General features: G+C 47.1%; 24 protein-coding genes, 1 tRNA gene, 3 pseudogenes, 2 riboswitches and 1 other annotated feature. Of the genes and pseudogenes, 18 read left to right on the top strand and 10 right to left on the bottom strand.

The genetic code is table 11. The features are described from left to right. Together BLO51_RS26235 and BLO51_RS26240 are read left to right on the top strand one after the other, a co-directional pair. Positions 1 to 321, top strand: a 321-nt coding sequence (locus BLO51_RS26235) for an RNA-guided endonuclease InsQ/TnpB family protein (protein ID WP_143007001.1), incomplete at its 5' end; no start/stop codon positions are given. A 167-nt stretch (positions 322 to 488) separates the two neighbouring features. Continuing rightward, positions 489 to 1151: a hypothetical protein gene (locus BLO51_RS26240; RefSeq protein WP_090676605.1), complete on the top strand. Its 663-nt coding sequence runs from the start codon at positions 489 to 491 to the stop codon at positions 1149 to 1151. A 424-nt stretch (positions 1152 to 1575) separates the two neighbouring features. Here BLO51_RS26240 and BLO51_RS26245 read toward each other — a convergent pair. Next, a tRNA-Ala gene (locus BLO51_RS26245) sits at positions 1576 to 1651 on the bottom strand. A 233-nt stretch (positions 1652 to 1884) separates the two neighbouring features. Here BLO51_RS26245 and BLO51_RS26250 point away from each other — a divergent pair. The 3 genes from BLO51_RS26250 (at position 1885) to BLO51_RS26265 (ending at position 4256) form a co-directional block, all read left to right on the top strand. Then, complete coding sequence (locus BLO51_RS26250; RefSeq protein WP_090676606.1) at positions 1885 to 2538, top strand: TetR/AcrR family transcriptional regulator; 654 nt, start codon at positions 1885 to 1887, stop codon at positions 2536 to 2538. A gap of 54 nt (positions 2539 to 2592) precedes the next feature. Next, positions 2593 to 3237, top strand: coding sequence for a formylglycine-generating enzyme family protein (locus BLO51_RS26255; RefSeq protein WP_174551318.1), 645 nt, complete (start codon positions 2593 to 2595; stop codon positions 3235 to 3237). A 542-nt stretch (positions 3238 to 3779) separates the two neighbouring features. After that, complete coding sequence (locus BLO51_RS26265; RefSeq protein WP_090676614.1) at positions 3780 to 4256, top strand: YfbM family protein; 477 nt, start codon at positions 3780 to 3782, stop codon at positions 4254 to 4256. A gap of 80 nt (positions 4257 to 4336) precedes the next feature. Here BLO51_RS26265 and BLO51_RS26270 read toward each other — a convergent pair whose 3' ends face one another. After that, on the bottom strand, positions 4337 to 5224 hold the full coding sequence (locus tag BLO51_RS26270) for a fructose bisphosphate aldolase (RefSeq protein WP_090676616.1): 888 nt from the start codon (positions 5222 to 5224) through the stop codon (positions 4337 to 4339). 117 nt (positions 5225 to 5341) lie between these two features. Then, entirely contained in the window at positions 5342 to 6583 is a 1242-nt protein-coding gene (locus BLO51_RS26275; RefSeq protein ID WP_245719834.1) for a helix-turn-helix domain-containing protein, read from the bottom strand. Between the two features lie 146 nt (positions 6584 to 6729). On the opposite strand from BLO51_RS26275, the gene BLO51_RS26280 reads away from it, so the two are divergent. The 4 genes from BLO51_RS26280 (at position 6730) to BLO51_RS26295 (ending at position 12398) form a co-directional block, all read left to right on the top strand. Continuing rightward, positions 6730 to 9006, top strand: a complete 2277-nt coding sequence (locus BLO51_RS26280; RefSeq protein ID WP_090676619.1) for a glycoside hydrolase family 3 C-terminal domain-containing protein — start codon at positions 6730 to 6732, stop codon at positions 9004 to 9006. A gap of 19 nt (positions 9007 to 9025) precedes the next feature. Further along, positions 9026 to 10342, top strand: a complete 1317-nt coding sequence (locus BLO51_RS26285) for an MFS transporter (RefSeq protein WP_090676620.1) — start codon at positions 9026 to 9028, stop codon at positions 10340 to 10342. Positions 10343 to 10505: 163 nt separating this feature from the next. Beyond that, entirely contained in the window at positions 10506 to 10931 is a 426-nt protein-coding gene (locus tag BLO51_RS26290; RefSeq protein ID WP_090676621.1) for a MarR family winged helix-turn-helix transcriptional regulator, read from the top strand. Between the two features lie 90 nt (positions 10932 to 11021). After that, positions 11022 to 12398 (top strand): MFS transporter, encoded by a 1377-nt coding sequence (locus tag BLO51_RS26295; RefSeq protein WP_090676623.1) that lies wholly within the window; start codon positions 11022 to 11024, stop codon positions 12396 to 12398. A 118-nt stretch (positions 12399 to 12516) separates the two neighbouring features. On the opposite strand, the gene BLO51_RS26300 is transcribed toward BLO51_RS26295, so the two are convergent. Then, the gene (locus tag BLO51_RS26300) at positions 12517 to 13419 is read right to left on the bottom strand and encodes a LysR family transcriptional regulator (protein WP_090676624.1); all 903 of its coding nucleotides are present in this window, start codon (positions 13417 to 13419) and stop codon (positions 12517 to 12519) included. 122 nt (positions 13420 to 13541) lie between these two features. Here BLO51_RS26300 and BLO51_RS26305 point away from each other — a divergent pair, with 122 nt between their 5' ends. The 5 genes from BLO51_RS26305 (at position 13542) to htpG (ending at position 18649) form a co-directional block, all read left to right on the top strand. Beyond that, positions 13542 to 14213 (top strand): O-methyltransferase, encoded by a 672-nt coding sequence (locus tag BLO51_RS26305; RefSeq protein WP_090676626.1) that lies wholly within the window; start codon positions 13542 to 13544, stop codon positions 14211 to 14213. A gap of 178 nt (positions 14214 to 14391) precedes the next feature. Continuing rightward, positions 14392 to 14623: a binding site (T-box leader), on the top strand. A gap of 103 nt (positions 14624 to 14726) precedes the next feature. After that, a complete protein-coding gene (locus BLO51_RS26310; RefSeq protein WP_090676627.1) occupies positions 14727 to 16259 on the top strand; it encodes a 2-isopropylmalate synthase in 1533 nt (510 codons plus the stop codon). Between the two features lie 52 nt (positions 16260 to 16311). Continuing rightward, the gene (locus BLO51_RS30930; protein ID WP_281180442.1) at positions 16312 to 16443 is read left to right on the top strand and encodes a hypothetical protein; all 132 of its coding nucleotides are present in this window, start codon (positions 16312 to 16314) and stop codon (positions 16441 to 16443) included. Beyond that, positions 16412 to 16555 carry a YbaK/EbsC family protein gene (locus BLO51_RS26315; RefSeq protein WP_245719835.1) on the top strand — a complete coding sequence of 48 codons (144 nt, stop codon included), beginning with the start codon at positions 16412 to 16414 and terminating at the stop codon, positions 16553 to 16555. Before BLO51_RS30930 ends, BLO51_RS26315 begins: the two co-directional genes overlap by 32 nt. 213 nt (positions 16556 to 16768) lie before the next feature. Then, positions 16769 to 18649, top strand: a complete 1881-nt coding sequence (gene htpG, locus BLO51_RS26320) for a molecular chaperone HtpG (RefSeq protein WP_090676631.1) — start codon at positions 16769 to 16771, stop codon at positions 18647 to 18649. A gap of 84 nt (positions 18650 to 18733) precedes the next feature. On the opposite strand, the gene BLO51_RS26325 is transcribed toward htpG, so the two are convergent. Together BLO51_RS26325 and BLO51_RS26330 are read right to left on the bottom strand one after the other, a co-directional pair. Further along, on the bottom strand, positions 18734 to 19591 hold the full coding sequence (locus tag BLO51_RS26325; RefSeq protein WP_090676634.1) for an NAD-dependent epimerase/dehydratase family protein: 858 nt from the start codon (positions 19589 to 19591) through the stop codon (positions 18734 to 18736). Positions 19592 to 19689: 98 nt separating this feature from the next. After that, complete coding sequence (locus BLO51_RS26330) at positions 19690 to 19893, bottom strand: helix-turn-helix domain-containing protein (RefSeq protein WP_090676636.1); 204 nt, start codon at positions 19891 to 19893, stop codon at positions 19690 to 19692. A gap of 239 nt (positions 19894 to 20132) precedes the next feature. On the opposite strand from BLO51_RS26330, the gene BLO51_RS26335 reads away from it, so the two are divergent. The 3 genes and pseudogenes from BLO51_RS26335 to BLO51_RS26345 all read left to right on the top strand — a co-directional run bounded on the left by BLO51_RS26335 (position 20133) and on the right by BLO51_RS26345 (position 21989). Beyond that, positions 20133 to 20324, top strand: coding sequence for a hypothetical protein (locus tag BLO51_RS26335; RefSeq protein WP_090676638.1), 192 nt, complete (start codon positions 20133 to 20135; stop codon positions 20322 to 20324). 148 nt (positions 20325 to 20472) lie between these two features. Beyond that, positions 20473 to 20871 (top strand): annotated as a pseudogene (tnpA, locus tag BLO51_RS26340) (IS200/IS605 family transposase). Between the two features lie 11 nt (positions 20872 to 20882). Continuing rightward, a complete protein-coding gene (locus tag BLO51_RS26345; protein ID WP_090676641.1) occupies positions 20883 to 21989 on the top strand; it encodes an RNA-guided endonuclease TnpB family protein in 1107 nt (368 codons plus the stop codon). A 352-nt stretch (positions 21990 to 22341) separates the two neighbouring features. On the opposite strand, the gene BLO51_RS29520 is transcribed toward BLO51_RS26345, so the two are convergent. The 3 genes from BLO51_RS29520 to BLO51_RS26355 form a co-directional block, all read right to left on the bottom strand. Then, positions 22342 to 22518 (bottom strand): hypothetical protein, encoded by a 177-nt coding sequence (locus BLO51_RS29520; protein WP_167670345.1) that lies wholly within the window; start codon positions 22516 to 22518, stop codon positions 22342 to 22344. A 64-nt stretch (positions 22519 to 22582) separates the two neighbouring features. Beyond that, positions 22583 to 22666, bottom strand: a riboswitch (cyclic di-GMP riboswitch). A gap of 138 nt (positions 22667 to 22804) precedes the next feature. Further along, a complete protein-coding gene (locus tag BLO51_RS26350) occupies positions 22805 to 23497 on the bottom strand; it encodes a CAP domain-containing protein (protein WP_090676644.1) in 693 nt (230 codons plus the stop codon). A 5-nt stretch (positions 23498 to 23502) separates the two neighbouring features. After that, positions 23503 to 23642: riboswitch (cyclic di-AMP (ydaO/yuaA leader) on the bottom strand. Between the two features lie 124 nt (positions 23643 to 23766). After that, positions 23767 to 24114, bottom strand: a complete 348-nt coding sequence (locus BLO51_RS26355) for a hypothetical protein (RefSeq protein ID WP_090676646.1) — start codon at positions 24112 to 24114, stop codon at positions 23767 to 23769. 267 nt (positions 24115 to 24381) lie between these two features. Between BLO51_RS26355 and BLO51_RS26360 the strand changes: the two are divergent. Beyond that, positions 24382 to 25053 (top strand): annotated as a pseudogene (locus BLO51_RS26360) (GTP-binding protein); the annotation flags it as partial. On the opposite strand, the pseudogene BLO51_RS26365 reads toward BLO51_RS26360, so the two are convergent. Next, positions 25051 to 25390 (bottom strand): annotated as a pseudogene (locus tag BLO51_RS26365) (IS4 family transposase); the annotation flags it as partial. The pseudogenes BLO51_RS26360 and BLO51_RS26365 overlap by 3 nt on opposite strands.

Below are 25390 nucleotides of genomic sequence, written 5' to 3' on the forward strand. Positions count from 1 at the left end.
AAACGGTATGATTGCGTAGTTATCGAAGATCTCAACATGAAGGGAATGTCACAAGCCCTTAATTTCGGCAAAAGCGTTACTGATAATGCATGGGGCATGTTCACGACATTTCTCCAATACAAGTTAGAGGAGCAAGGGAAAAGGCTTATCAAAATAGATAAGTGGTTTCCCTCATCCAAAACATGTTCATGTTGCGGTCAGGTGAAGGAGTCTCTAACTCTTTCTGAGCGTACATTCCACTGCGATTGTGGTTTTGTTGCAGACCGAGACTGGAATGCTTCGATCAATATCAAGCGTGAAGGATTGCGAATGTTAGCATAATCATATATAGAGCATGGAACAGGCTCGATAGCTAAGTCAATTTCGTACCGTTAGGTACGATTACCTTAGAAGCCCCCACCTCTAAGCGAAGCGTAGGTGGCGGGTAGTTCACGACATGTTCTGCTAATCTGAGCTGAGCTTTTATCAAATGGGAGGAAATATGCCGAATGAAAAAAACGTATATTTCTGTAGCATTATTGCTATGCATGTCCATTTCAATGGTCGGCTGTGATTCAAGCCAGCCTGTTACTAGTCCAGTTAAGGAAGAAGTGAAACCTATTGCTTCTTCTATAGAAAGTAACTCGCCGTTGAAAGAAGACATTTTGAAAACTGAAGATGTAAATTTAGTTATATCCTTACTTGATAACTATTCACCATCCGTATTGGACGATAGCGTCCTAGAAGCAAAAGGTGATACATATAAGTGGATTTGGTTTAATACGCTACAAATATGGACTGATGATTTAATTCGGTTAACTCATGCAAAAGGCAAGCTGGAAGGAAAAGCGAAGGATGCTATCATTGCCCGACTGAATACATATTTTGTACCTGAAGAATCAGAAGAAATTTTTAATACTTATTTTAGGAAAGACTCTCAAGGAAATTACGAATCAATTCCAACAGAAAGGTTTGGAAAAGGAACAAGTAGTATTCATGCTGATCTAAAGGTGCTTATTGAAAAGAAAGGAACAAAAGTCATTGTAAGAGTTACTGGAACGGAATATGACTACTTCGATCCCCAAAATAAGCAAAAGAATAAAGTAGACGTTGAATTTGACCTAATTAAAAAAGAAAAGCACTATTATATAACCAATATAGAGCACCATTAATTGTTATTTTTGATTTAAAGTGAAATAATGGGAAACGGCCATTGAGACAAGGAGTACTCATGAAATTCAAATTATCATATCGTTCCAATATCATGTGTAAGGAACTCATTCAATTTGATTCTGAAAAAATTAGTGCGGATTTTGATATTCTTGTGACTTCATTTGATTTGAATTCGCCATTTTAAAAGGGGTTCAAGAATTATTTGAAATCGGATTCACATTAAAGGGTAAAAAGGTTAGATTGGAGAAGGAAAACAGATAGTTTGATGCGCGAATAAGGAACTTGATGAAATCGAAGATGCTCTCCAAAGGAATGGAGTTGGATTCCTTGGCGCCGCTCGTTATTTTTAGTACTTTTGGATATCAGTATCGTTTCAAGGCAAAATAAAAACCCTCCAATGATGGAGGGTGTAAAGTACGGTAGTGGTGGAGAATAGGGGGATCGAACCCCTGACCTCATCGCTGCCAGCGATGCGCTCTCCCAGCTGAGCTAATTCCCCACATATGCATTCATAATCCCATTGAGCTTTGCTCTGTCACCAAAGCATTCTCTCACTGAACTATGACCTCATTTGCGACAAGATTTATTATATATGGTTGTTATGAAGAAGTCAAGCATAATAGTTATAGTTATATTGATGTCAAAAGATTGTAATTGACAACATGATCCATCATTATGTACAGTTTATTTATTCCGACTGTTCGGTATAAAAAATATGGATAAGGTGAAACCATGCCCAAATTAGGAATGGAACCAAAGCGCCGGGCAGACGTCATAAACGCCACGCTAACCTGCATTAGCATTCACGGGATTGATGGCATGACTCTGGATAAGGTTGCTGAATATGCTGGCTGCTCTAAGGGAGTTGTCACTTATTATTACAAGAATAAGGATCATCTGACGATCGAAGCCTTCAAGTCGTTCTTGGCCTATTATGGCCAAAAGATAGAATCCGAGATTGAATATACGATGACAGCCGGCGAAATGATTGACGTCACGTTGAAACATATACTACCGCCATACGGTGAGGTTACGGAGAAGAGGATTAACGTTTCGCAGCTGGATGGAGTTGAAAAGATGTATATCCCGCATGAAGATCAGGCAAGGCTCTTTCTGCAGTTTTTTTCAAAGGCCGTGTTGGATCGCAATTTGCAGGAAGTCGTATCCAAGAGCTATTTGGCTGATCTCCATGGCATAGCCAAGATTTTTGATTACGGCAACATGAATAGACAAATGTCTGTAGAAGATTCCCAAAGCGCCGCCTATGGATTGTTAGCGATGGTAGTGGGTCTAAGCTTTTTTAGAGTAGCGAATATTCCGCCGACCCATGGCGAAGATAACCGGTACATTTGTGAGGATTACGTGAAAAAGTTTACCACTGGATGAGGAACGGGGAGAAGATAGGTGTCAAACGAACGGCGTAGTTATGCTGAGTATCTAATGGTTACAATTCCTGCGGGTGAAATTGAATTAAGGGACGATCGGATAAAAACGACATGGACGGCTCAGATAAATTCTTTTTTGCTTGCACCGGTTCCTGTTACAACGGCGATATATTCCTCAATCGTGCATAAGACAGTTGGACCTTATGACAAACCGCAGCTTCCGGTTGTGGATGTCTCATGGAACGATGCGATCTTATTTTGTAATTTGCTTTCCCGGCATTTGGGTCTACAGGAATGTTACTCGATAAGCGATGACGGTGAAAATGTCGTCTGGAACCGGGAGGCGAATGGTTATCGTCTTCCTATGGAAGCGGAATGGCAGTATGCATGTAAAGCAGGAACCGGTGGTTACCGGTACGGGGAGCTTGATGAAATCGCTTGGTATGATGAAAACTCTGGGGGCATGGTACATCAGGTAGGTCAAAAGCGGCCGAATGCGTGGGGACTCCATGATATGTTAGGAAACGTTTGGGAATGGTGTTGGGATATATACGATGAGAAAGTATACGGTTCCTACAGAATTTTCCGCGGCGGCAGCTGGGCCGAAGAGGCCAGGGGCTGTGGGGCGACGTGCCGCCGCCGCAGTCACCCTACGTTTCGAATTGATGATCTCGGCTTTCGTCTTGCCAGATCCCTGTAAGGTGTCGGAATAGCAAGAGGTGGCGGATTATTAAGTTCCACTAAGCAATAAAAGAAGTAACGCAGCCGATAAGGGCTGCGTTTTTGTAGTGTGCGCCACGCATGGCGATTATCTAGACGGTGAAAGTCCGCTGTGGGGGCTGGTAGTGGCCAACCACTACCAAGGGCAAGGGTGTCCATCACGAGGTGGAATCTGAAGGAAGCTCGAGGCAAACTTCCGACTCGAGGAACACGAACATCATCAGGCACAAAGCATGGGACGAGCTTGCTACACAAAGCGAAGTCCAATACACTATCCGAACATGCCAGTGTAAATGGGTTATTGATTCGTTAACAACGTTTCGCCCTGCTTTCATGCATCCTCATGCTTCCGGTTGTTTTCAGGGGCTTCTGACCAGTATTACGACTGCGCTTGGAAGTTCTGGATAATATGTATTAGATTTGACGCTTATGTCCAATGTTTCTTGAAATACACAACTCCCGGATGTTACATTTAGACAGGGTAGCACAGTCACTACTAAAAATGGAAAGGAGGAAGACAACATGGGAATGTACGGATATTACTATGCTATTGATGACAAACTGGTGCAGCAAATCGCCGCAGGCGAAATTGCATTGGTGGATTTGAACCCAAGCGATCTTCCCAGACTGGACATTGATAGATCCTGGGAGGCGATTCACTACTTGCTCTGTGGAGATATTGCCGATGGAGAGCCCCCTCTTGGCTATGTTGTTCCGATGACCTCAGACCAAGGCATCGATTTTGGCGAATTCGGGGCGTTTTTCTTGCGCGCCGAGCAAGTTGCAGAAGCGCTTCAGGCTATGACTGAACTGGATGAAGCGCAGCTCCGCTTGCGGTATGATTTCCCGGCCATGGTCAAGGACGAGGTATATGGCACTGTTTCTGGTGAGGATGAGGACTATTTCTTTGCCTACATGTTGCAGCATTTTAACGAAATCCGGCGTTTCTACAGCCAAACTGCAGCCGAGGGCAAAGGTCTCATCTTCTATATTATCTGATTCCAATATCTGAATCATAACAAATTGTTGGACATAAGAAACGACCCCGAGCTTAGAACAAGTGCGGGGTCGTGAAATTTTTATTTAATAGAGGCTTCATAAATGTCTTGAATGGATTTGGAAAGCACGGCGTTGAACTCCTCGTCGGTTTGTCCAGCGGTGAGGTCCTGCGATAAAGCACGCGAGAAGCTCGCGATCAATCCGTGATTTTGTGCCAGCTTATCGTTGGCTTCCGCTTGCGAATAGCCGCCTGACAAAGCAACTATCCGTACAACATGCGGGTCCTTCATCAGATCGCTGTAGAAATTGTTTTCCGTCGGTATGGAAAGTTTAAGCATGACCTTCGCGTCTTTGTCGAGGGCCGATAGTTGAGCAAAAAGTTCATCCTTCAACAGTTTTTCCGATGCTACCTTATCCGCGCTGTAAATATCTACTTCCGGCTCAATGATCGGAACCAGTCCCATCTCCACGATTTGCTTCCCGATGGCAAACTGCTGCTCAACGACTTTTTTGATTCCGGTAGGATTGGCTTCTTTGATCAGCGAACGCATTTTCGTTCCGAAGATGTTTCGTTCAACCGCCCGCTTCAGAAGGTCGTTTAAATCAGGGATCGGTTTCATGAGCTGAACCCCGTCTTCCAGATCGGCGAGCCCTTTATCGACTTTTAGAAATGGCACGATCCCTTTCTTCTCCCAAAGATAATCGGCGGTCAATTGACCGTCAATGGAGCGGTCCATCGTGTTCTCAAATAAGATCGCGCCCAAAATGTACCGGGAATCAAACGCGGGGCTTTTGATAATGCGCGTTCTCATCTCATGAACCAAGGCATACATCTCTTCTTCATTGGAATAGCTCGATTCTTGAACGCCGTACTGGGCCAGCGCTTTAGGGGTGCTGCCGCCGCTTTGGTCCAAGGCCGCGATAAAGCCCTTCTCCGTATGGATTCGCTCCAATTGTTTTGTATTCATGAATAGTTCTCCTTCCTTATTGTGGACTGGATAACATCTTGAATTCATTTATTATAGCACTTTTTTGACAAACATACATTGATGAAGATCACCGGGTATTCATGAAACGGCCCGAAGTTAAAGGCGTTCTGTTCGGTTCTTATATTCTCCAGGGGTCAAGCCTACGAATTTTTTGAAGGTTTTCGTAAAATGGCTTTGATCATGGAAGTTTAACAAAGTACAAATATCAGACAAGGTATAGGTCGTGTAGTCAATTAACGACTTGGCTTCCTCGATTTTTGTACGCTGAATGTATTCGCTGATTGTGGTGCCGACTTCTTTCTTAAACAGCGCCGATAAATAACTTGGATTCATGACAGTCATTTCGGCCAGATCGGCAAGCTTAATCTCATCGTAAAGATGAGAGAATATGTAATTCTTACAAGCGTTGATCGGCTTTGAGTATTTCTGTTCGCGATGCTTCAGTACGCGTTCGGCAAAATCATGCAATGCACTATTCGCAAATTGAGTAATGCTTCTGCTATCTTTAAGCTCTTCGAGATTTTGTATGTACAAGTCACTGAGTGTATAAGCGATCTCAGGATGCAGTCCTCCTTGGACAGCTGCCCTTGTACCCAGAGTGATCGCGGCAATGGCCAGGTTTTTACTGTTCCGGCTGGAACTTGTTCTGGATAGCTTTCCGAATATTCCTTTTTCAGGATACGCTGTCAAGGCGGCAGTCAATTCTTCTTTTCTTCCTTTTGCAATGCTTTGGTATATCTTCTTTTCAAGGATGGAATTTGCGTGGAATCGATGCTGCTGCCCACTCCCGGAAATATGAACATGAAGATGTTCGATTTCAATAGCTTTGGTATGGAGCAATTCATTTTGCCGCAGAATTTCAACCGTATCCAGCTTCATCTTGTATATCATATAATGCATGAGCTTGCTTATACTGATTACTTTCAGTTGATTTATCACTGGAAGTGCCTCGAAATATTCGCTCATTCTTTTTTTCTCATTAGTTAATTGAAGTTCATTCAACATACCTGTAAGCGATTCTTCATGAAGAGTCGAATAGAGAACGGGACCCACAATAATAATCCCTTGAAATGCTCTTTCTGTCCTTAGCGTAATCGAAAAAAAGTTTTCCAGAAACATCGTCGTTCTAAAAACTGGAAAATGGTGTGGATCGTCCGTCACAAACAGCGGTTTAAGCATTTCCATTTCGGAGAAATACATTGGATGATGGATATACGCAGCGGATTGTTCGAACAGGAGTTCTCCATTTGCGTTCATCGCGTATACGGGCAGATCGAAAGTGGTATAGATCATGTTACATACATAATCCATCTCATCGATGTGCGGATGATTCATCATAACCAAGCCTCCCAAATATGCTGCCAATGAACTGAAAAATATACTATTTTTCTATATCATATACAATAAATCGATGGCAAAACAAGGTATCCTAGAGGTGGGAAAGCGGTTACTTTCTTAAAACACATACTAAGGAGTGCTTGAATATGAAGAGAAATCTAAAAGAGATCATTTCCCAAATGACGCTTGAAGAAAAAGCCGACCTCTGCTCCGGCAAGAGTTTTTGGCGTACAAAAGACATTGAAAGGCTTGGAATCCCTTCCATTATGTTAGCGGACGGACCACACGGACTTCGGAAGCAAGAAGAAGGGGGCGACCACTTAGGCATCTATGATAGCGTTCCCGCAACCTGCTTTCCATCTGCTGTAGGGCTTGCGAGTTCTTGGAACAAGGAGTTAGCCGAAAAAATGGGCGTTGCCCTCGGGGAAGAATCCCAAGCGCTCAATGTAGCCGTGCTGCTTGGACCTGGCGTTAACATAAAGCGTTCACCCTTGTGCGGAAGAAACTTCGAGTACTTTTCCGAAGATCCGTATCTTTCTACGGAAATGGCAACAAGTCATATCCAAGGAGTCCAAAGCCAAGGCGTCGGGACATCAATCAAGCACTTTGCTGTCAACAATCAGGAGCATCGCCGCATGTCCACAGATGCGATTGTAGACGAAAGAACACTTCGAGAAATCTATCTTGCTAGTTTTGAAACCGCTGTAAAAGAAGGTCGGCCATGGACGGTCATGTGTTCCTACAACAAAGTAAACGGCGAATATGCTTCAGAACACCCTTATCTTCTAACCGAAATTCTCCGTGATGAGTGGGGGTTTGAAGGCTTTGTCGTATCGGACTGGGGAGCCGTAAATGAGCGCGCGAACGGTCTCGCGAGCGGACTTGAGCTTGAAATGCCGGCCACCAAAGGAGTTGGCGCGAAGAAAATTATCGATGCCGTGGCCAGCGGGCAATTGTCTGAAGAGAAGCTCGATCTGGCAATTGAGCGTTTCCTGACGATCGTATATCGAGCCGCGGATAATCATAAATCGAATGCTACATTTGATGAGGAAGCACATCATCAACTGGCTAGAGAAATAGCGAGAGAAAGCATGGTTCTCTTGAAAAATGCAGATTCCATTCTTCCGCTGAACAAGGCTGGGAACTTGGCCGTCATTGGAGAGTTTGCCCAAAAACCCCGCTTTCAGGGGGGAGGCAGCTCCCATATCAAACCAACCAAGCTGGACAATATCCTTGAACAAATCAAGCAAGTATCCGGACCGGGAACAAAGGTCGCGTATGCGAAAGGGTATCGGTTGGAGCACGATGAAATCGACGAAAGTCTGATTGAAGAAGCAAAGAAAATCGCGTTGGAAGCCGATACTGCCATTCTGTTCGTTGGATTGCCGGATCGCTACGAGTCTGAAGGCTACGACCGTGAGCACTTGCGCCTTCCGGACAATCATATCAAGCTCATTGAAGCGGTGGCCGAAGTACAACGCAATATCGTTGTCGTTCTAAGCAATGGAGCACCTATCGTTATGCCTTGGATCGATAAAGTGAAAGGCGTGCTGGAAGGGTATCTTGGAGGACAAGCGTTGGGCGGCGCCATTGCGGATCTGTTGTTCGGTGACGCCAATCCTAGCGGTAAGCTGGCGGAGACGTTCCCCGAAGAGCTGCATCATAATCCTTCTTATCTAAATTTTCCTGGTGAAGGAGACAGAGTGGAGTATAAGGAGGGCGTGTTTGTCGGCTATCGGCACTACGATGCGCTGAAGATTGAGCCTTTGTTCCCGTTTGGATACGGGCTTAGCTATACGACTTTTGAATATAGCAATCTGGTGCTGGGTCAAGACTCGATTCAAGATACCGAGACCCTCACGGTAAAGGTGAACGTTAAGAATACAGGCAAGGTTGCCGGAAAAGAAATTGTGCAGCTATACGTTCATGACAAAGTAAGCGCCGTCAAGCGGCCTGAAAAAGAACTGAAGGGCTTTACTAAAGTAGAATTGCAGCCGGGAGAAGAGAAAACGGCCAGCTTCACCTTGAACAAGCGATCTTTCGCTTACTATAACGTGGAACTGAAGGATTGGCATGTCGAAAAAGGCGAGTTCGAGATTCTTATCGGTAAATCTTCAAGAGACATCGTACTGAGAAATACGGTCTATGTAAAATCTTCAGTCAACCTCCGTAAACGGGTAACGCGGAATACGCCGCTCGGCGATTTGCTTGCAGATCCGGTACTGGCGCCAATCCTGCAAGAAATGTTGGCGCAAGCAAAACGTGTCCCATTGATCGGAGACCAGGGCGGTGGAGAAGCGTCCGAGATGAAAGCGGCCATGCTCAAATATATGCCACTGCGCGGAATTGTTCATTTCAGTCAAGGCGCCTTTTCTGAAGAGATGCTGAACGGAATGATTGAACGTTTCAACCGACATGTATGAACGGTAAGGGGGAATAAATATGGGGGAACAAGCAGTAGAAAGCCAGATACAAACACCGTTTAGAAGATTAACCTTTGGCATCATGTTTGGGTATGTTTGTATGTTGATCGGCTTATTGACGCCGGCGGTGTTGTTGCTCTCTTTTAAAATGATTGAGATCGATCCGACGAACTATCAGGTTTCGTATGGGATCGTCGCAGGAGTCGGGGCATTGTTCGCGCTTGTCGGGAATCCGCTTGGCGGAGCTATCAGTGATCGAACCAATATTGGCTTTGGGCGCAGACGCACATGGATTCTGATCGGACCGCTGATGGGCTGTCTGGCCTTGGTATGGATTGGCTTCGCGACACAAATATGGCAGGTTATCGTCGGATGGTGTATAGCGCAGCTCTTCTTTAACTTTGCGATGGCGGCCTATACGGCGCTGATTCCCGACCAGGTAGAAGTGAAGAAGCAAGGAACCATGTCGGGACTGCTTGGACTCGCTATCCCCTTGAGCCTTACAATTGGAATGATTATGATGATGGCTCTGAAAACGATGCCGACCTCGTCCAAATGGCTGCTGATTTCGATCATCGGCGTCGCGGGCCCGATCATCAGTTTGTTTATTATTCGTGACAGCAAAGTGAAGATGGTAAAGAAAGTAAAAGAAAATATCTCATTGAAAGAAAAGCTTGGGAAAATTTACCCTAATCCGCGTAAATATCCGGAATTCACCTGGGCGCTCCTGTCTAAATTTTTGATCAATCTGGGTCTTGCCTATAGCCTTTATACGGCAGTCATGCTCGTGAAACGTATGGGCTTATCTCAAGGGGAAGCTACCGATGTCGTAGGTACGATCAAGATTGTTGCCTTGATTGCAACCGCTATCACTAGCATTATTGGCGGTATATTGTCAGACCGATTCGGTAAACAGAAGCCGTTTATATATGCTTGCGGCATTATTATGCTTTTCGGGCTGATGATATATTCTTTCGTCCCGAATACGACTGCATTCATTATAGCTTCCATCGTGATCGGTTTGGCCTCAGGATGCTTTACATCCGTTGATATGGCGCTTGTCGCACGGATTTTGCCGAACAAGGAAGATTCGGCGAAAGACTTTGGACTCATGAACGTTGCTAACGCGCTGCCGCAATCGCTCGTTCCTGCCATTGCCCCTGTACTATTGGCTGCGGGAAGCATGACTGGAATCGGAGAGTGGGCCTTCTTTTATATCGTGCTTGCGGTATGTGTATTGCTTGGAACACTTGCGTTCAAGCCGATTCCTGAAGTGGGAGAGCAAATGAAGCATGAGGCAGCTGCACTAACCGGGCATCCTACGAAAACGATATAACAACAGCTCAATGATCCGATTCCCTGGCGCAGTGAACCAGGCTCGGATCATTTTGTTATGCAGCGCGCACAGAGAAGCTCATTTTGCGGATTGACACTGGCAGGTATGGGAATTATAATGATCATAGCAACTATAATCATGTCAACTATGATGGAGGCTGTCATTGGAGTTAGAAAAGTATATCGGCGTCGTCGTGCACCGGGCGGATTTGAAGCTTAACAATTATTATCAAAAGGTCGTTAACCCTTTCGATATTACCGTGGACCAATGGGAGATATTGGTCATTCTCTGGGAAAAGGAGGGGATCACCCAGAAAGAGCTTGCGGAACGGCTGTATAAAGATCAGACGAACATCGCCCGGATGCTGTTCAAGCTGGAAAAGAAGGGCTTCGTTCATCGCGTAACCCACGAGACGGACCGCAGATCGCTGCGGGTATATTTAACGCCGAAAGGCAGGGAAATCAAGGAGGACATCCTTGCTCCGTCCATTGAAGCTTATAAGAAAACGGTCGAAGGGTTGTCCGAGGAAGAAGTCGAAACCTTTAGAAGAATACTTGCCGTTATGTATAATAACGTGAAGGATTTGTAGAGAGTTGTCCGTGTACCTGTTTTGGTTTTTTTTACTCATATAGTTGCTATAGCAACTAATGTTCTAGCAAGTAGATGGAGGGATAAGGGAATGGAACAAGGCGAAAGCAAGGCAAGCATTTTTGACGCACGGTATCGGGCATTGACCATAGGTATCATTTTGGCTGTGACTACCGTAGCGTTCGAGGGCTTGGCGATTACGACCATCGCGCCGGATATGGCGCAGCATTTGAACGGCATTTCGTTATACGGCTGGATTTTCAGCGCATTTCTGTTGACGCAAATATTGGGCACGATGGTCATCGGTCAGCAAATCGGCAAAATCGGCGTGTATCGCTCTTTTTCTTTGTCTATCGTTATTTTTGTGGCCGGTATTTTGATCGCGGCCACCTCCGTGAATATGCCGATGTTAATCGCGGGGAGAGCGTTTCAAGGCTTCGGCGCAGGCGCTATTGTCACATGCGTGTACTACAGCATTACCTTAAGCTATCCCGATGCGCTCCGGACGAAAATTTTGGCCGCATTTTCCAGCGCTTATATTTTGCCGGCGTTGATCGGTCCTTATATTGCCGGGCTGCTAGCCGAATATGTCTCGTGGAGATTCGTATTCTGGCTTGTACTGCCCTTGATCGTCTTGGCCGTCTTGCTGACGCTTCCTTCCTTTCGCAAGCTTCAAACGGAAAGCGCTCCAGCCAAGAAAAGCGGCCGCAAGGAAGGATACGCTGTGCTGCTGACGGTAGGGACGGGGCTGCTGCTGAGCGGGTTGGGCTTTGTCTCCGATTGGAAGGGCATTGCGCTTGCGCTTATCGGGTTGATCATCATGGTCCGGCCTCTGCAGCAACTGCTCCCTGCGGGAACGTTCTCCGTCAAAAAAGGGCTGCCGGCCACCATTGTTTCAAGAGGGCTGTATGTTGCGTGCTATGTTGCAACCGAGAGCTATGTCGTCTTGGCGCTGACGAAGGTCAAAGGCTTGCCCGCAGACCTTGCCGGTCTAATCGTCGCCGCAGGCGCGTTAAGCTGGTCCACCGCGGCTTGGCTGCAATCCAAACTGGACGAAAAGGATAGCGGCCGCGGCAGAAAAAAACGGGTTACAGCCGGGATCGGCTTCATGATCGTCGGCGTATCGCTGGTCATCACGGCTGTAGGGGTTGAGAGTGGGGGAATTTGGTTTGCCGTCATCTCGCAAATCTTTACGGGCTTCGGCATCGGGTTGGCCAATCCGACGACAGGAGCCATTGCGCTGCAGCATGCCCGCTCGGGCGAGGAAGGTGAAATTTCCGCGTATCTTCAATTCGTCGACGCTTTTTTCCCAGGAGTGAGCATCGGAATCGGGGGAGCTTTAATCGCTGTAAGCGAGCATTTCAGCCAAGGTATCTTTATGGGGATCATGCTGGCCTTATTGGCTCAACTGCTCTTCATCGTGCTGAGCTTTCTCATATCTTTCCGTATTGCCAAGAGAGCCGATTAACTTTTGAATTTTTTTCGGATGCGGCGGCTCGCTCAAGCTGAGCCGCTGCTAACGGATGCCCTGAAGCACCTCATCCACACGCCACACCGATGCCGCTTCGATGCCGGGAGAAACTTGTCTATTGTGCGGCATCGCCCCCAGACTGACGAATAATCCGTACGAGATTTGCAGCAGCGGCGGGCAAAGGCTCGTTTTTGCGGGTACAGATGGCAATTGTATTTTGCAGCTGGACGCCTTGTACGTAAACCCGGCATAACTCGCCGCGCTGTACATACTCCCGTACGACCAACGAAGAAACGAAGTTGGCGCCATAGCCGGCGATAACGGCCATAATCGCTTCGTGCAATCCATTGAATTGCAACGTGATTCGGGGTTTGGATACGTTGTAGGTTCGGCATAAAGCCAGCAGCCTTTCCCGTGTTGAGCTTCCTTCCTCCCGCATGACAAAAGGCTCTTTCATCATTTCGCCCAGCGATACTTGCTGATTCGCATATTTGTGATTCGGCGCTACCACAAACCACAGCTCGTCGCGAAACAATTCTTCCGTTTGAATCGCATCCGGGTATTCTTCCGCCAGTCCTCCATAAACCGCAAGGTCCACTTCCATCTGTAAAAGCTGCTTGAGCGCATCGCTTGAATTGGTCGTTGTAATCGTCATTTCTACCTGTTCGTATTGCTGTTTAAACTTCGCGATCCAAGCGGGAATCAGAAACTGGGCCGGCAAATAGGTCGCAGCCAATCGAATATGTCCGTTCGTGCCGTTGCGGTATTCGTGACAAAATTGATCGATCTGCTGTTCCACCGCAAACAGCCTCTTTGCGAGCAGTGCCATTTTTTCACCGGCATCCGTCAGGGCAATCCCTCTTCCACGGGGCTTCAATAGAGGAATGGAGAGTTCCTTTTCAAATTTTTTGATCTGAGCCGTAATGGCCGGTTGGCTAATATTCAACAGTTCGGAGGCGCGGGTTACATTTCCTGTGGAAGCGATCGTATGAAAGAGTCGCAGGGCATGCAGATTCATGGAAAGTCTCCTTAATCTATACACAAAATATATGAAACAATTAAAATAATATATTATATTTATGATTTCAAATCAATTAAAATCAATGTTGAAGTCAAATCAAAACAAGGAGATGGGATAACATGAATGCATTGGAGATGTGGAGCCGGGTCGATCAGTATGTAACGGAGAAACTCATCCCTCACGACACCGTTCTGGAGCAGGTGTTGTCCGCAAACCTGCAAGCGGGCTTGCCGCCGTATGACGTATCCGCAGCCCAAGGAAAGCTGCTGCAGTTATTTGTCCGGATGCAAAATGCCAAGCGAATTCTTGAAATCGGGACCTTGGGAGGCTACAGCACCATTTGGATGGCGAGGGCGCTGCCAGCAGACGGGCGTCTCGTCACCCTAGAGCTTGATCCGCGGCATGCGGAGGTAGCGCAGGCGAATGTATCCCTTGCTCAGGTGGAGGGTGTGGTGGAAATCCGGGTAGGGAACGCGCTTGAGCAGTTGGCCAAGCTGGAAGAAGAAGGGGCTGCGCCTTTTGATCTCATATTTATTGACGCGGATAAGCCGAATAACCCCGGATATTTGAAATGGGCACTTCGCTTTTCCCGTCCCGGGACGATCATTATTGGAGATAATGTCATCCGCGGCGGCGAGATCCTTGACGAAGCCAGCACTGATCCCCGTGTCAATGGAGTGAGGGAGTTTTATGACCTGCTGGCGCAAGAAGCCCGAATATCCGCTACGGCGATTCAGACCGTTGGCAGTAAGGGGTACGATGGGTTCGTCTTAGGAGTCGTTAACGGATAATTCGGCGAATGCGATGCGCGAGACAGAACAGCAATCCACAAGAAACCGCGTTCCCTTTTGTATGCTAAGATGGAGTTGCAAGGTCAGAAGCGCCGAGCAATTTCTGGCGGAAGTAGGCGTCGCAGATTAGGTTTGACAAATTGATCGGGTTCCCCTATAATAACCAATAATTCAATATTCAAATGTGAGGATTAGAAATAGTAGAAGTGCAATGACTTTTCAGAGAGCCGTTGGTTGGTGCGAAACGGTAACGTCGTTCATTTCGAACTCGTCTATGAACAGCTGCCTGACATGTAGGGTAAGCCGGAGTTCCACCGTTACAGGGATAGATGGTGATGGCCATCGAATTTGAGCTCATTTCTTCAGGAAATGAATTAGAGTGGTACCGCGGGTTCAACCTCGTCTCTATACGTAGAGACGGGGTTTTTTTGATTAAATCCCGGGTTTAATCAGCACCGCTTCACATATAGATGTTGTAGATATCGAAAAATGCGATTTTGGGAGGAATAGAGGATGAAACGTAAAATTATGGTGTTCGATACGACGCTGCGCGACGGCGAGCAAGTTCCGGGAGCGAAGCTGAATCTTCATCAAAAAATAGAGATCGCCCAGCAGTTAAAGCGGCTGAATGTAGATATTATCGAAGCAGGCTTCCCCGCCTCGTCCGCAGGAGATTTTCAAGCGGTCCAAGAAATTGCCCGCAGCGTAGGCAACAGCGTTTCGATTACGGCTTTGGCCCGGGCGGTCAAAAGCGACATCGACGCGGTCTATGAAAGTATCAAGCTGGCGCAGAATCCGCTCATTCATGTTGTGCTCGGCACCTCGAACATCCATGTGGAGAAGAAGTTCAATCGTTCCAAGGAAGCGGTCATGCAAATGGGAGTAGACGCGGTCAAATATGCCAAGACGCTGCTTCCGCAAGTGCAGTATTCCACGGAAGACGCATCGAGGTCGGATTTTGAATACCTGTGGGAGACGATCGAGGCCGTCGTGAAAGCGGGAGCGACCATGATTAACGTGCCCGATACGGTGGGTTATGCCGTTCCGGAGGAATTCGGCGAGCTGATCCGCAAAATCAACGAACGGCTTAAAAATTTGGACGACCGCGTGATCCTTAGCGTCCATTGCCACAACGACCTTGGGCTGGCAACAGCGAACACGCTGAGCGCGATCAAGAATGGAGCGGAAAAAGTCGAGTGCACCATTAACGGGTTAGGCGAGCGGGCGGGCAACGCTTCGCTGGAGGAAGTCGTGATGGGGCTTAAAGTCAGGGAGAACTATTTCAACGGCTATACCAATATCAATACGACGGAGCTGCACAGAACCTCCAGGTTGGTTAGCCATTTGACAGGGCTGGACGTGCAGGTCAACAAAGCGATTACCGGCGAGAACGCCTTCGCGCACTCCTCCGGGATTCATCAAGACGGGCTGTTGAAAGACAAGCAAGTATATGAAATCATGTCGCCCGAAGAGGTCGGTGCGGACAGCATGGAGCTGATCCTGACCGCCCGTTCCGGACGGCACGCCTTCAAGAACGCCGTCGAGAAAATGGGCTTTGATACGAGCGACGCTGAAGATTTCGAGGAGCTGTTCGCGAAGTTCCTAACCTTGGCCGACGCCAAGAAAGAAGTTTACGATCACGACGTATTCTATCTCGTAACGAATCACGGGACCGTCGAGCAGAGCAGCAAGCAATTATACGAGCTGGAGTCCTTCCAGGTGGTGAGCAACGATCTGTACCCGACGGCTACTGTCAAATTGAATAAGGGCTCCGAGTCGATGAAAGGGAGCGCCGTGGGCGATGGTCCGATCGATGCCTTGTACAGCGCGATCAAAACCTTGGTCGGTCTGGAGATCCAGTTAAAGGATTATAAGATCAACAGCTTGTCCCGAGGCATGGAGGCCGTCGGCCGGGTCAACATTCGTGTCGAGTATCAAGGCAAAATCTACTCCGGACGGGCAATGGACACGGACATTATCAAGGCCAGCGCGAATGCCTTCCTGAACGGGATTAACGGCATCCTGTTGGACCTGGTCAAAGACTAAAAAATAGGCCGGACACCCAGTATCCAGTCTGGATCTATCGGAGGGAATCATTTTGAGCAGCCAGTTAAAGGAAAGCGCGCAGCGCGTGCAGGACACATTGTCGAATTGCAAAATCGATCATTTTCCGGCTCAAGCCGTCGAACAAGCCGCTTTTGATTGTCGCCAGCGGCGTGAACAGCGTTGATGAGAAGCTCATCTCCAGCCGGATGAACGACAAGCTTGTCAAGGCCGATGCGGATTTCGTGCGGGAGCATACGGGCTTTGTCATCGGGGGCGTGGCGCCGAACGCCCGATGAACTGGCCGCCATGACGCAGGGGCAAGAAACGTCTGTGAGAAAGGGATAAACACGCGAGACGCTTGGGTTTTCCAAGCGTTTTTTCTTTTGGGTTGACATTAAAAAGGAGGAATGTTATAAAAATAGGGAGTGGCACTCAAAGATAGAGAGTGCTAACAACGTGGTCGTTTGCAACCATAGCCACCTTTTATTGTAAAAAAGGAGAGATTTCGAATGGAAAAGAAGCAGTTTCAAGCCGAATCCAAGCGACTATTGGAAATGATGATCAATTCGATTTACACGCAAAAAGAAATCTTCCTTCGAGAATTGATATCGAACGCCAGCGATGCCATCGACAAGATTTACTACAAAGCGTTAACCGACGATAAGCTGGTTTTCGACAAAGACAGCTACTATATTAAAGTGATTCCAGACAAAGACAGCAGAACGCTGACGATCCTCGATACCGGGATCGGGATGACCAAGGAAGAGCTGGAGGCGAACCTCGGCGTTATCGCCAAGAGCGGCTCGCTCGCTTTCAAGAAGGAAAACGAGTTAAAGGACGGGCACGATATCATTGGCCAATTCGGCGTCGGCTTTTATTCGGCCTTTATGGTCGCCGATGTGGTGACGGTCGTCAGCAAAGCTTTGGGCAGCGACAGCGCGTACAAGTGGGAATCGACAGGCGCGGAAGGCTATACCATTGAACCTTGCGACAAAGAAACGGTCGGCACAGAAATCGTATTGAAGATCAAATCGAATACCGAGGACGAGAGCTACGACGAGTTTTTGGAAGTATACCGTCTGAAAGCGATCATCAAGAAATATTCCGACTTCATTCGTTATCCGATTAAGATGGACATTCCCAGCAAACGCTTGAAGGAAGACAGCGACAATGAATTTGAGGACTATGTGGAAGAAGAGCGGATTAACAGCATGGTTCCGATCTGGAGAAAAAACAAAAGCGAGCTGACTGCCGAGGATTACGAGAAGTTCTACGTAGAGAAGCATTACGGCTTCGACAAGCCGCTTAAGCATATCCATATCAGCGCCGACGGGGCCGTAGTTTACCAGGCGATCTTGTTTATCCCGGAAAATATTCCTTTCGACTACTACACGAAGGAATTCGAGAAGGGGCTGGAGCTTTATTCCAACGGCGTGCTGATCATGAACAAATGCTCCGATCTGCTGCCGGACTATTTCAGCTTCGTCAAAGGGATGGTCGATTCGGAGAGCCTGTCGCTCAACATTTCCAGAGAAATGCTGCAGCACGACCGCCAGTTGAAGCTGATCGCCAAAAATATCGAAAGCAAAATCAAAAGCCAACTGCTGAGCCTGCTTAAGGATGAAAGAGAGAAGTACGAGCAGTTCTACAAATCGTTCGGCAGACAGCTGAAATTCGGAGTCTACAGCGATTACGGCAGCCATAAAGAGGTGCTGCAGGATCTGGTCATGTTCTACTCCTCGAAGGAGAAGAAGCTGGTTACGCTGGAGGAGTACGTATCGAGAATGCCGGAGGACCAAAAGTATATTTACTATGCTTCCGGACCGTCGAACGAACGAATCGAGAAGCTTCCGCAGACTGAGCTTGTCGCCGAGAAGGGTTACGAAATCTTGTACTTCACCGACGATATCGACGAGTTCGCGGTCAAGATGCTGATGAACTACAAGGAGAAGGAATTCAAGTCCGTCTCCAGCGGCGACCTGGGCATCGAAGCGGAGGATAACAAGGATAACGACGATGCCGACAAGAATGAACACAAAGAACTGTTCGACCACATGAAGGGGCTACTGGAAGGCAAAGTATCCAGCGTCAGAGCCTCGAAACGGTTGAAATCTCACCCCGTATGCCTGTCTACAGAAGGCGACGTTACGATCGAGATGGAGAAAATATTGAACGCCATGCCGAATAACCCGAATGTCAAGGCGGAAAAGGTGCTAGAAATCAATATCCATCATGAGGTGTTCCAATCGCTGCAGACGGCGTACGAGCAGGATAAAGAGAAGCTGAATCTGTATACGGCACTCTTGTACAACCAAGCGCTCTTGATCGAAGGACTGCCGATTCAAGATCCGGTCGAATTTACGAACGATATTTGCAAAATTATGGTGTAATACGGACTGACATACGACCCTGGAAGGGGTCATAAAAACGGCGTAAAGGGCTGTCAGGGAATTATCCTGACAGCCCTTTTTCATCTACGTTTGCAAGCTTGCCGGGAAGCCTTCGCGCCAAGTCGGATAAAGCGGCTTCCAGCCGTAGTCTTTACGCGCCTTGGCATTGGCTGCCCCGCGTTCGCCGCGGCTGCTGCCTTCTTGAATCTCAGGTGCGGACGCGCCGATTGCTGCGGCATAGAGAGGCAGCCACTCCGTTCCAGGAGCCGGTTCGTCGTCCACGACGTTCACCGGCCCGTTCGGCCACTCCAGCGCAGCAACCGCTGCCCGCGCCGCATCTTCGACATGCAGAAAGGAAGTGACTCCTTCCGTTGCCTTCAGCTCCTTGCGCCGCACCTTCTCAGCCATCAGCCCGTTGCGGTCGAACCAAGTTCCTGGACCGTAGAGCATACCGTATCGAAGAATGACGTATTCCGGCATTTCGGCGGCCGCTTGCTCCAGAGCAAGCACGCCGTCAACCGTCATTTTTCGCGGCTGCGGTGCTTCCAGATCCAAAGATTCCTCTTCCTTGGCAGGATGATCTCCTGGTTCGTAGGTCCACGATATGCTTTGCGCGATCATGCGGTTCACCCCGACCGCTTGCGAGGCGTCAACCAGATTGCGGGTTCCGATCGTTCGGATTCGGTTATTGTCTTCAAAGTTGAAATTGCTTAAAGAAGTGAGTTGATGGATGACAACTTCCGGACGCGCCTCCTGAAGAACGTGAATCATGGACTCTCGGTCTAAAGCATCCGCAACCAGAGGGGACGCCCCCAGTTTCGAAATGAGGCTTTTCGAGGCTTCATTACGCGTCATGCCAATCACTTCATGGCCTTCCCGTACCAGAATCGGCAGCAGCGAACGTCCGATGACACCGGTTGCTCCGGCGACCAAAATTTTCATACTCCTTGCCTCCCGTTGAATGGCATTTCAAATATGCCTTATATTTGACTCATTCTACAAGACAGAGACGGGGGGCATTTTGTGACATTGAAGGCTTATCAGTCCTTTTTATGCTCCATGATATCGTTAGGCTGGACGCCGAAATGCGTACAAATCTTATCGATAACTTCCAGTGAGACATACTCGTTCTTCCCTAATTTTGCAAGAGTTGCGGTAGATAAGCCCAAGCTTTCCCGAAATTCGGTTTTCGTTAATTCTCGATCGACAAGCAATTTCCATAATGGTTTATAGGAAAAAGGCATATTTGTACCCCTTAAATGGTTGTCTGATATATAAAAAATAAATTGTTTAATAAGGCAAATATAATGTTTGACTTTTTGTTTGCAAAAACATATAATATATTTGCGAAGTAAAATAAATCGAAACTGAATAGAATTAAGTACAATGTAATCTAGCAGAGAATTTTCCCTAATCTTAACACAAAATGTTTACAAAATCACGAGAGAGCCACAAGCGTTAAAGCAGAAAGGGGATAAGGGTATTGGTCGAAGAATTAAATAAGCTGCTTGAAGATTTTCGGAAGCTTGAACATATTTGGAGTAACGAAGAAAAAAATCGAATTGATGAATCTGGAAAAATGTACGCTTTGGGAGTAAGTAACGGATTTAGGCATGCTGCCATAGCTTTAAATTCGATTGTAAAAAGTTACGGTAATATTCAATTGAACAGGTGATGACAAGCGGCTATATATTGCCCAAAACGTTTAGTAATGTGGTCGCGTTCGTCTTGCCTTTGTCTGTTGTTAGTATGTACACGGTCTTGGTTCATTATTTAACTTCCCTCCGAAAGAAGTCTCCCACTTCTAAATCTTGCGAAGCTTGATGAAAGTGGGAGATGAAATTCGTTCGGTGTTCTCTCTGTATTATCATCTTGTTTTGGTTGTGAAATATCGTAGAAAAGTGATGGATGATACCCTATCTGACTATGTGAAAGAAATGTTTGTTCGATGAGGTGAAAACTATAATATATCCTTAGTCGAATGGAATCATGAGTTGGACCATGTGCATATTTTGTTCAAAGCACACCCGAACACCGAATTGTCAAAATTCATCAATGCTTATAAAAGTGCAAGCTCGAGGCTGATAAAAAAAGAGTTTCCACAAGTGAGAGAGAAGCTTTGGAAAGAATACTTTTGGTCAAGAAGTTTTTGCTTACTTACAGCGGGTGGCGCACCTATTGAAGTGATAAAGAAATATATCGAAAATCAGGGGATGAAGTGAGGTGATTCGATATAGCAAACAAGGCCTATAAGTTCCGTTTGTACCCAACGCCTCAACAAGAACAACTGCTAGCAAAAACTTTCGGTTGCGTTCGTTTTGTTTACAACAAAATGTTGGCTGAACGAAAGGAAACCTACGAGCAATTCAAGGATGATCAAGATGCATTGAAGAAACAAAAGTTACCTACACCTGCAAAATACAAGAGTGAGCATCCTTGGCTAAAGGAAGTAGATAGCCTTGCGTTAGCAAACGCTCAGCTCCATCTGCAAAAGGCATACCAAAACTTCTTTTCCAGACGTGCTGAATTTCCGAAGTTCAAAAGTCGCAAAGCAAAGCAGTCCTACACAACGAACGTGGTCAGCGGAAACATCATGCTCTTGGATGGCTATATCAAATTACCGAAATTGAAACTTGTAAAAATGAAGCAGCATCGAGAAATTCCGTCACATCAGGTCATCAAGTCTTGTACGGTCTCTCGAACAAAAACAGGAAAACACTATATTTCTATTCTTACCGAATACGAACATCAACCTGTACCAAAAGAAGTACAAGCTGTTATTGGCTTGGATTTTTCCATGAATGGCTTATTTGTTGAAAGTGAAGAGGGGAAGACAGCCAATTCCCCTCATTTCTATCGTCGAGCCTTGGAAAAATTAGCAAAGGAACAGCGCATTCTGTCACGCAGAAAGAAAGGTTCTAACCGTTGGCATAAGCAGCGATTGAACATTGCAAAACTACACGAAAGAATTGCAAACCAAAGAAAAGACTTTCTACATAAGGAATCGCACAGATTAGCGAAACGGTATGATTGCGTAGTTATCGAAGATCTCAACATGAAGGGAATGTCACAAGCCCTTCATTTCGGCAAAAGCGTTGCCGATAATGCCTGGGGCATGTTCACGACATTTCTCCAATACAAGTTAGAGGAGCAAGGGAAAAGGCTTATCAAAATAAATAAGTGGTTTCCCTCATCCAAAACATGTTCAAGTTGCGGTCAAGTGAAGGAGTCTCTAACACTTTCTGAGCGCACATTCCACTGCAATTGTGGTTTTGTAGCAGATCGAGACTGGAATGCTTCGATCAATATCAAGCGTGAAGGATTGCGTTTGTTAGCATAATCATATATAGAGCATGGAACAGGCTCGATAGCTAAGTAAATTTCGTACCGTTAGGTACGATTACCTTAGAAGCCCCCCACCTCTAAGCGAAGCGTAGGTGGCGGGTAGTTCACGTGGTCCCCAATTGGATATACGAAGCGAAAGTGAGTCGTTTGTAGCTGCGGGCCGACTAGTCTGATTCGCCGGGAGACGCCTCAAGATGGGACAAATCTCCCGGAGCGACGAGTGCGGGGATGTGGAGAACCGGGATGCCCCCGTCCTTGGGAAACGGCGATCCTGGCTGGTGGGAAAGTGCTGTTTATAAAGGGGGAAATGGTCAGGTTTTGGCTCCTTGAGGGTGAAACGACCTCAATCAAATTTCGGAAGACGGACTGAGCGAAGCTTCAAAATAATCGGCCGTCCCGTTCATGGTTATGCCATGGATTTCTTTGTTCATATGTTTAAGCTGCTCTTTTTTCCACGCTTCGAATTTTTCCAACGGGATCTCTAATTGTTCGATGAGAAGTTGACAATCTATCGGTTGCTTCATTTAGGATACCCCCTAGTTAAGAAAAAGATTATAAAACAAAAACCATCTTTCCTAGCGATGGCTAAGAAAGATGGTCCGGTTGCACTACTAGCTCCTTCGAATCCAAGTGCCCATATACAGATTCGAATTCATTGCCTACCTAACTTCATGATACCAGCAAACAATAGAATATGTCTGTATCGTTTCATACGGAATTTTCTAAAGAAAATTTTAGAATTCGAAAATAAAAGCAAAAATCGATCCCCAGGCAAGGGGACCGATCCGATATCTGTACGAGAATAGACGATTAGTTCGCGATAAACTCTTGAACCCATACGCCGTTATAGTAAGCTACGCCGATTTTTGTAAAGTTCGGGCTCAAAATATTTTGACGGTGACCTTGGCTGTTCATCCATGCATTCATTACCTCTTGCGGCGAACGCTGGCCTTTTGCGATATTTTCACCCGCATACGAATAACGGATGCCGTAAGATCTCATCATATCCAATGGAGACCCGTACGTCGGGGATGTGTGATCGAAGTAACCGTTGTTATACATGTCTTTTGCTTTGTCCAGGGCCATAGCTGTCAAGGCGCTGTCGGAAGCAAGCGGCTGCAGACCGGCTTTCGCGCGCTCTTGGTTCACGAGATTCACCACTTGGCTGGCAAAAGCAGACTGGCTAGTCCCTTGCTTGGAACCGGAATCCGGTTTCGCAGGTGTCGTCGGCTGCGGTTTCGCTGGAGTCGTCGGCTGCTGCCATCCGTTGCCGAATCCCGGAAGGTTGATGACCATTCCTTTCCAAATGACATTCGGATTGGAAAGCTGCGGGTTCGAATTCAGCAGCGAGGACAGATCAACGCCGTATTTTTGAGAAATCGTCGACAACGTATCGTTATCGGTAACGGGGCATGGTGCTGCGGAAGCAGATGCCATACCAGCTCCGAACACCGAAGTAAGGGCCAACATACTCACCAAAGCAGTTTTCTTCATGCGATTCAAAAAAGATCCTCTCCTTTTTCGGCCTGCGAGGTTAGCTGACGGGTTCGGGTCAAAGAGCAATCACCCGGCCATAGCATATGGTATGGCTTCACCCCAAAAAATGGGTTCCCCCGCGCTTCGAAAGAAGCTTCGGCCTTGAATGTAGTTGTCCTCTCGATAGAACCGGTTAAGCCGAAATTCTCGTCCCACCCGGTCTCTCAAGGGCCCTTACAGTCTATCACGAGGATCGCTAGATTTCACCCCACAATGTCTTCCAGACGCAGCGCTGCTTATTTCCACTTCATCAGCATAAACCCGCCGACGATAATGAGAAGTCCGACCCAAGTTTTCCACGTAGGCATCTCCTGCATGAACATATATCCCATAAGCAGACATACCAGAAGCTCGACGATTTTGGCCGACACGAGAGCCGTTGTCAGTTGACCGAAGCATTGCTGTACCCAGCGGACGCCGTACCCGATTAGCAGATTCGCCGGAAGAAACAAAAGGAGCATCTTCAATTGAAAAAGAAACGTCGCCCCGAAGGCGGGATCGATGTGCTTGCTTTGATAAGAGTAGACGGCATTGACGATCACCAGACCGATGAAAAGACACGTAAAGCCGAGAACAGCGGACATGTATCGAAGGACCTCCTTCATCGTCGAAAACAAGTGAAGAGCCGTAGGGCTCTCTTGAATGTTTCCCTGAAATAACAAATTTTATTGACTATAAGAAAATTTCCTTATGCAAAAAATATTGTATTGAGTAAAAATATTTTCACATAGGTAAGTGTTTCTTTTGCCTCCTGTAGTCGAACATCTGAAATTTGTTCGTTGACAAACGATGGGCGCCTCCGTAAAATGATTTTATTAGTAATAATTACGTTTAAGAAAGGTTTGCTGACGATGGAGAACAACAAAACGAAAATTCCGGTAACGGTGCTGAGCGGTTATTTGGGTGCCGGGAAGACGACCATTTTAAATGATGTGCTGAATCGCCGCCATGGCTTGAAGGTGGCGGTCATCGTCAACGATCTCAGCGAAGTGAACGTCGATGCGGCGCTGATTCAAGACGGGGGTGGATTGTCCCGCACGGAGGAAAAGCTTGTGGAAATGTCGAACGGCTGCATCTGCTGCACGCTGCGGGAAGACCTGCTGCGCGAGGTGGAGCGGCTGGCGCTCGAAGACCGGTTCGATTACATTCTGATTGAATCGACCGGGGTGGGCGAGCCGGTGCCGGTGGCGCAGACGTTCACGTACATCGACGAAGAGCACGGCATTGATCTATCCCAGTGGTGCCGGTTGGACTGTATGGTTACGGTAGTAGACGCTTATCGGTTCTGGCACGACTATTCCTCCGGCGAATCGCTGCTGGAGAGGCAGCAGGCCGTCGGCGCGGACGATACGCGTGATGTCGTCGACCTGCTGATCAGCCAGATCGAGTTCTGCGATGTGCTTATCTTGAACAAGTGCGATCTGGTCGAAGAGGAGGAGTTGAACGAGCTGGAGGGCGTGCTGAGAAAGCTTCAGCCGCGGGCCAAGCGGGGGCGTGTGAACCCGGAGGAGATTCTAAACTCAAACTTCGCAGCTTGAAAAAGGCAGGTAAGCCTTGAGATAACTGGGCAAACCTGCGATCCATTGTTGGAGTTGACTTTTAATCATTTGGGAGAGTTTTTTGTTTGCCCTCGTTGCCACCTCATGAATCAAATCGATGAGTTGTTGCAAGGCTACGACCCAGTCCAAGGTGCTAACCTCATCGCATAACAAATAAAACAAACCGCCAAGTGTGCGCTGATCGGTGCTTTGCCGATGCTGCCATGCAAGCAGAATGTATCTGGAAAATACAATCGTCGTATGACTAACGAGTAAGTCATACGAGAGCCCTTGAAACTCCTTTTGCAAACGTAACAAGGAT

The organism is Paenibacillus tianmuensis (assembly GCF_900100345.1).
In the GTDB taxonomy this organism is placed as follows: domain Bacteria; phylum Bacillota; class Bacilli; order Paenibacillales; family NBRC-103111; genus Paenibacillus_G; species Paenibacillus_G tianmuensis.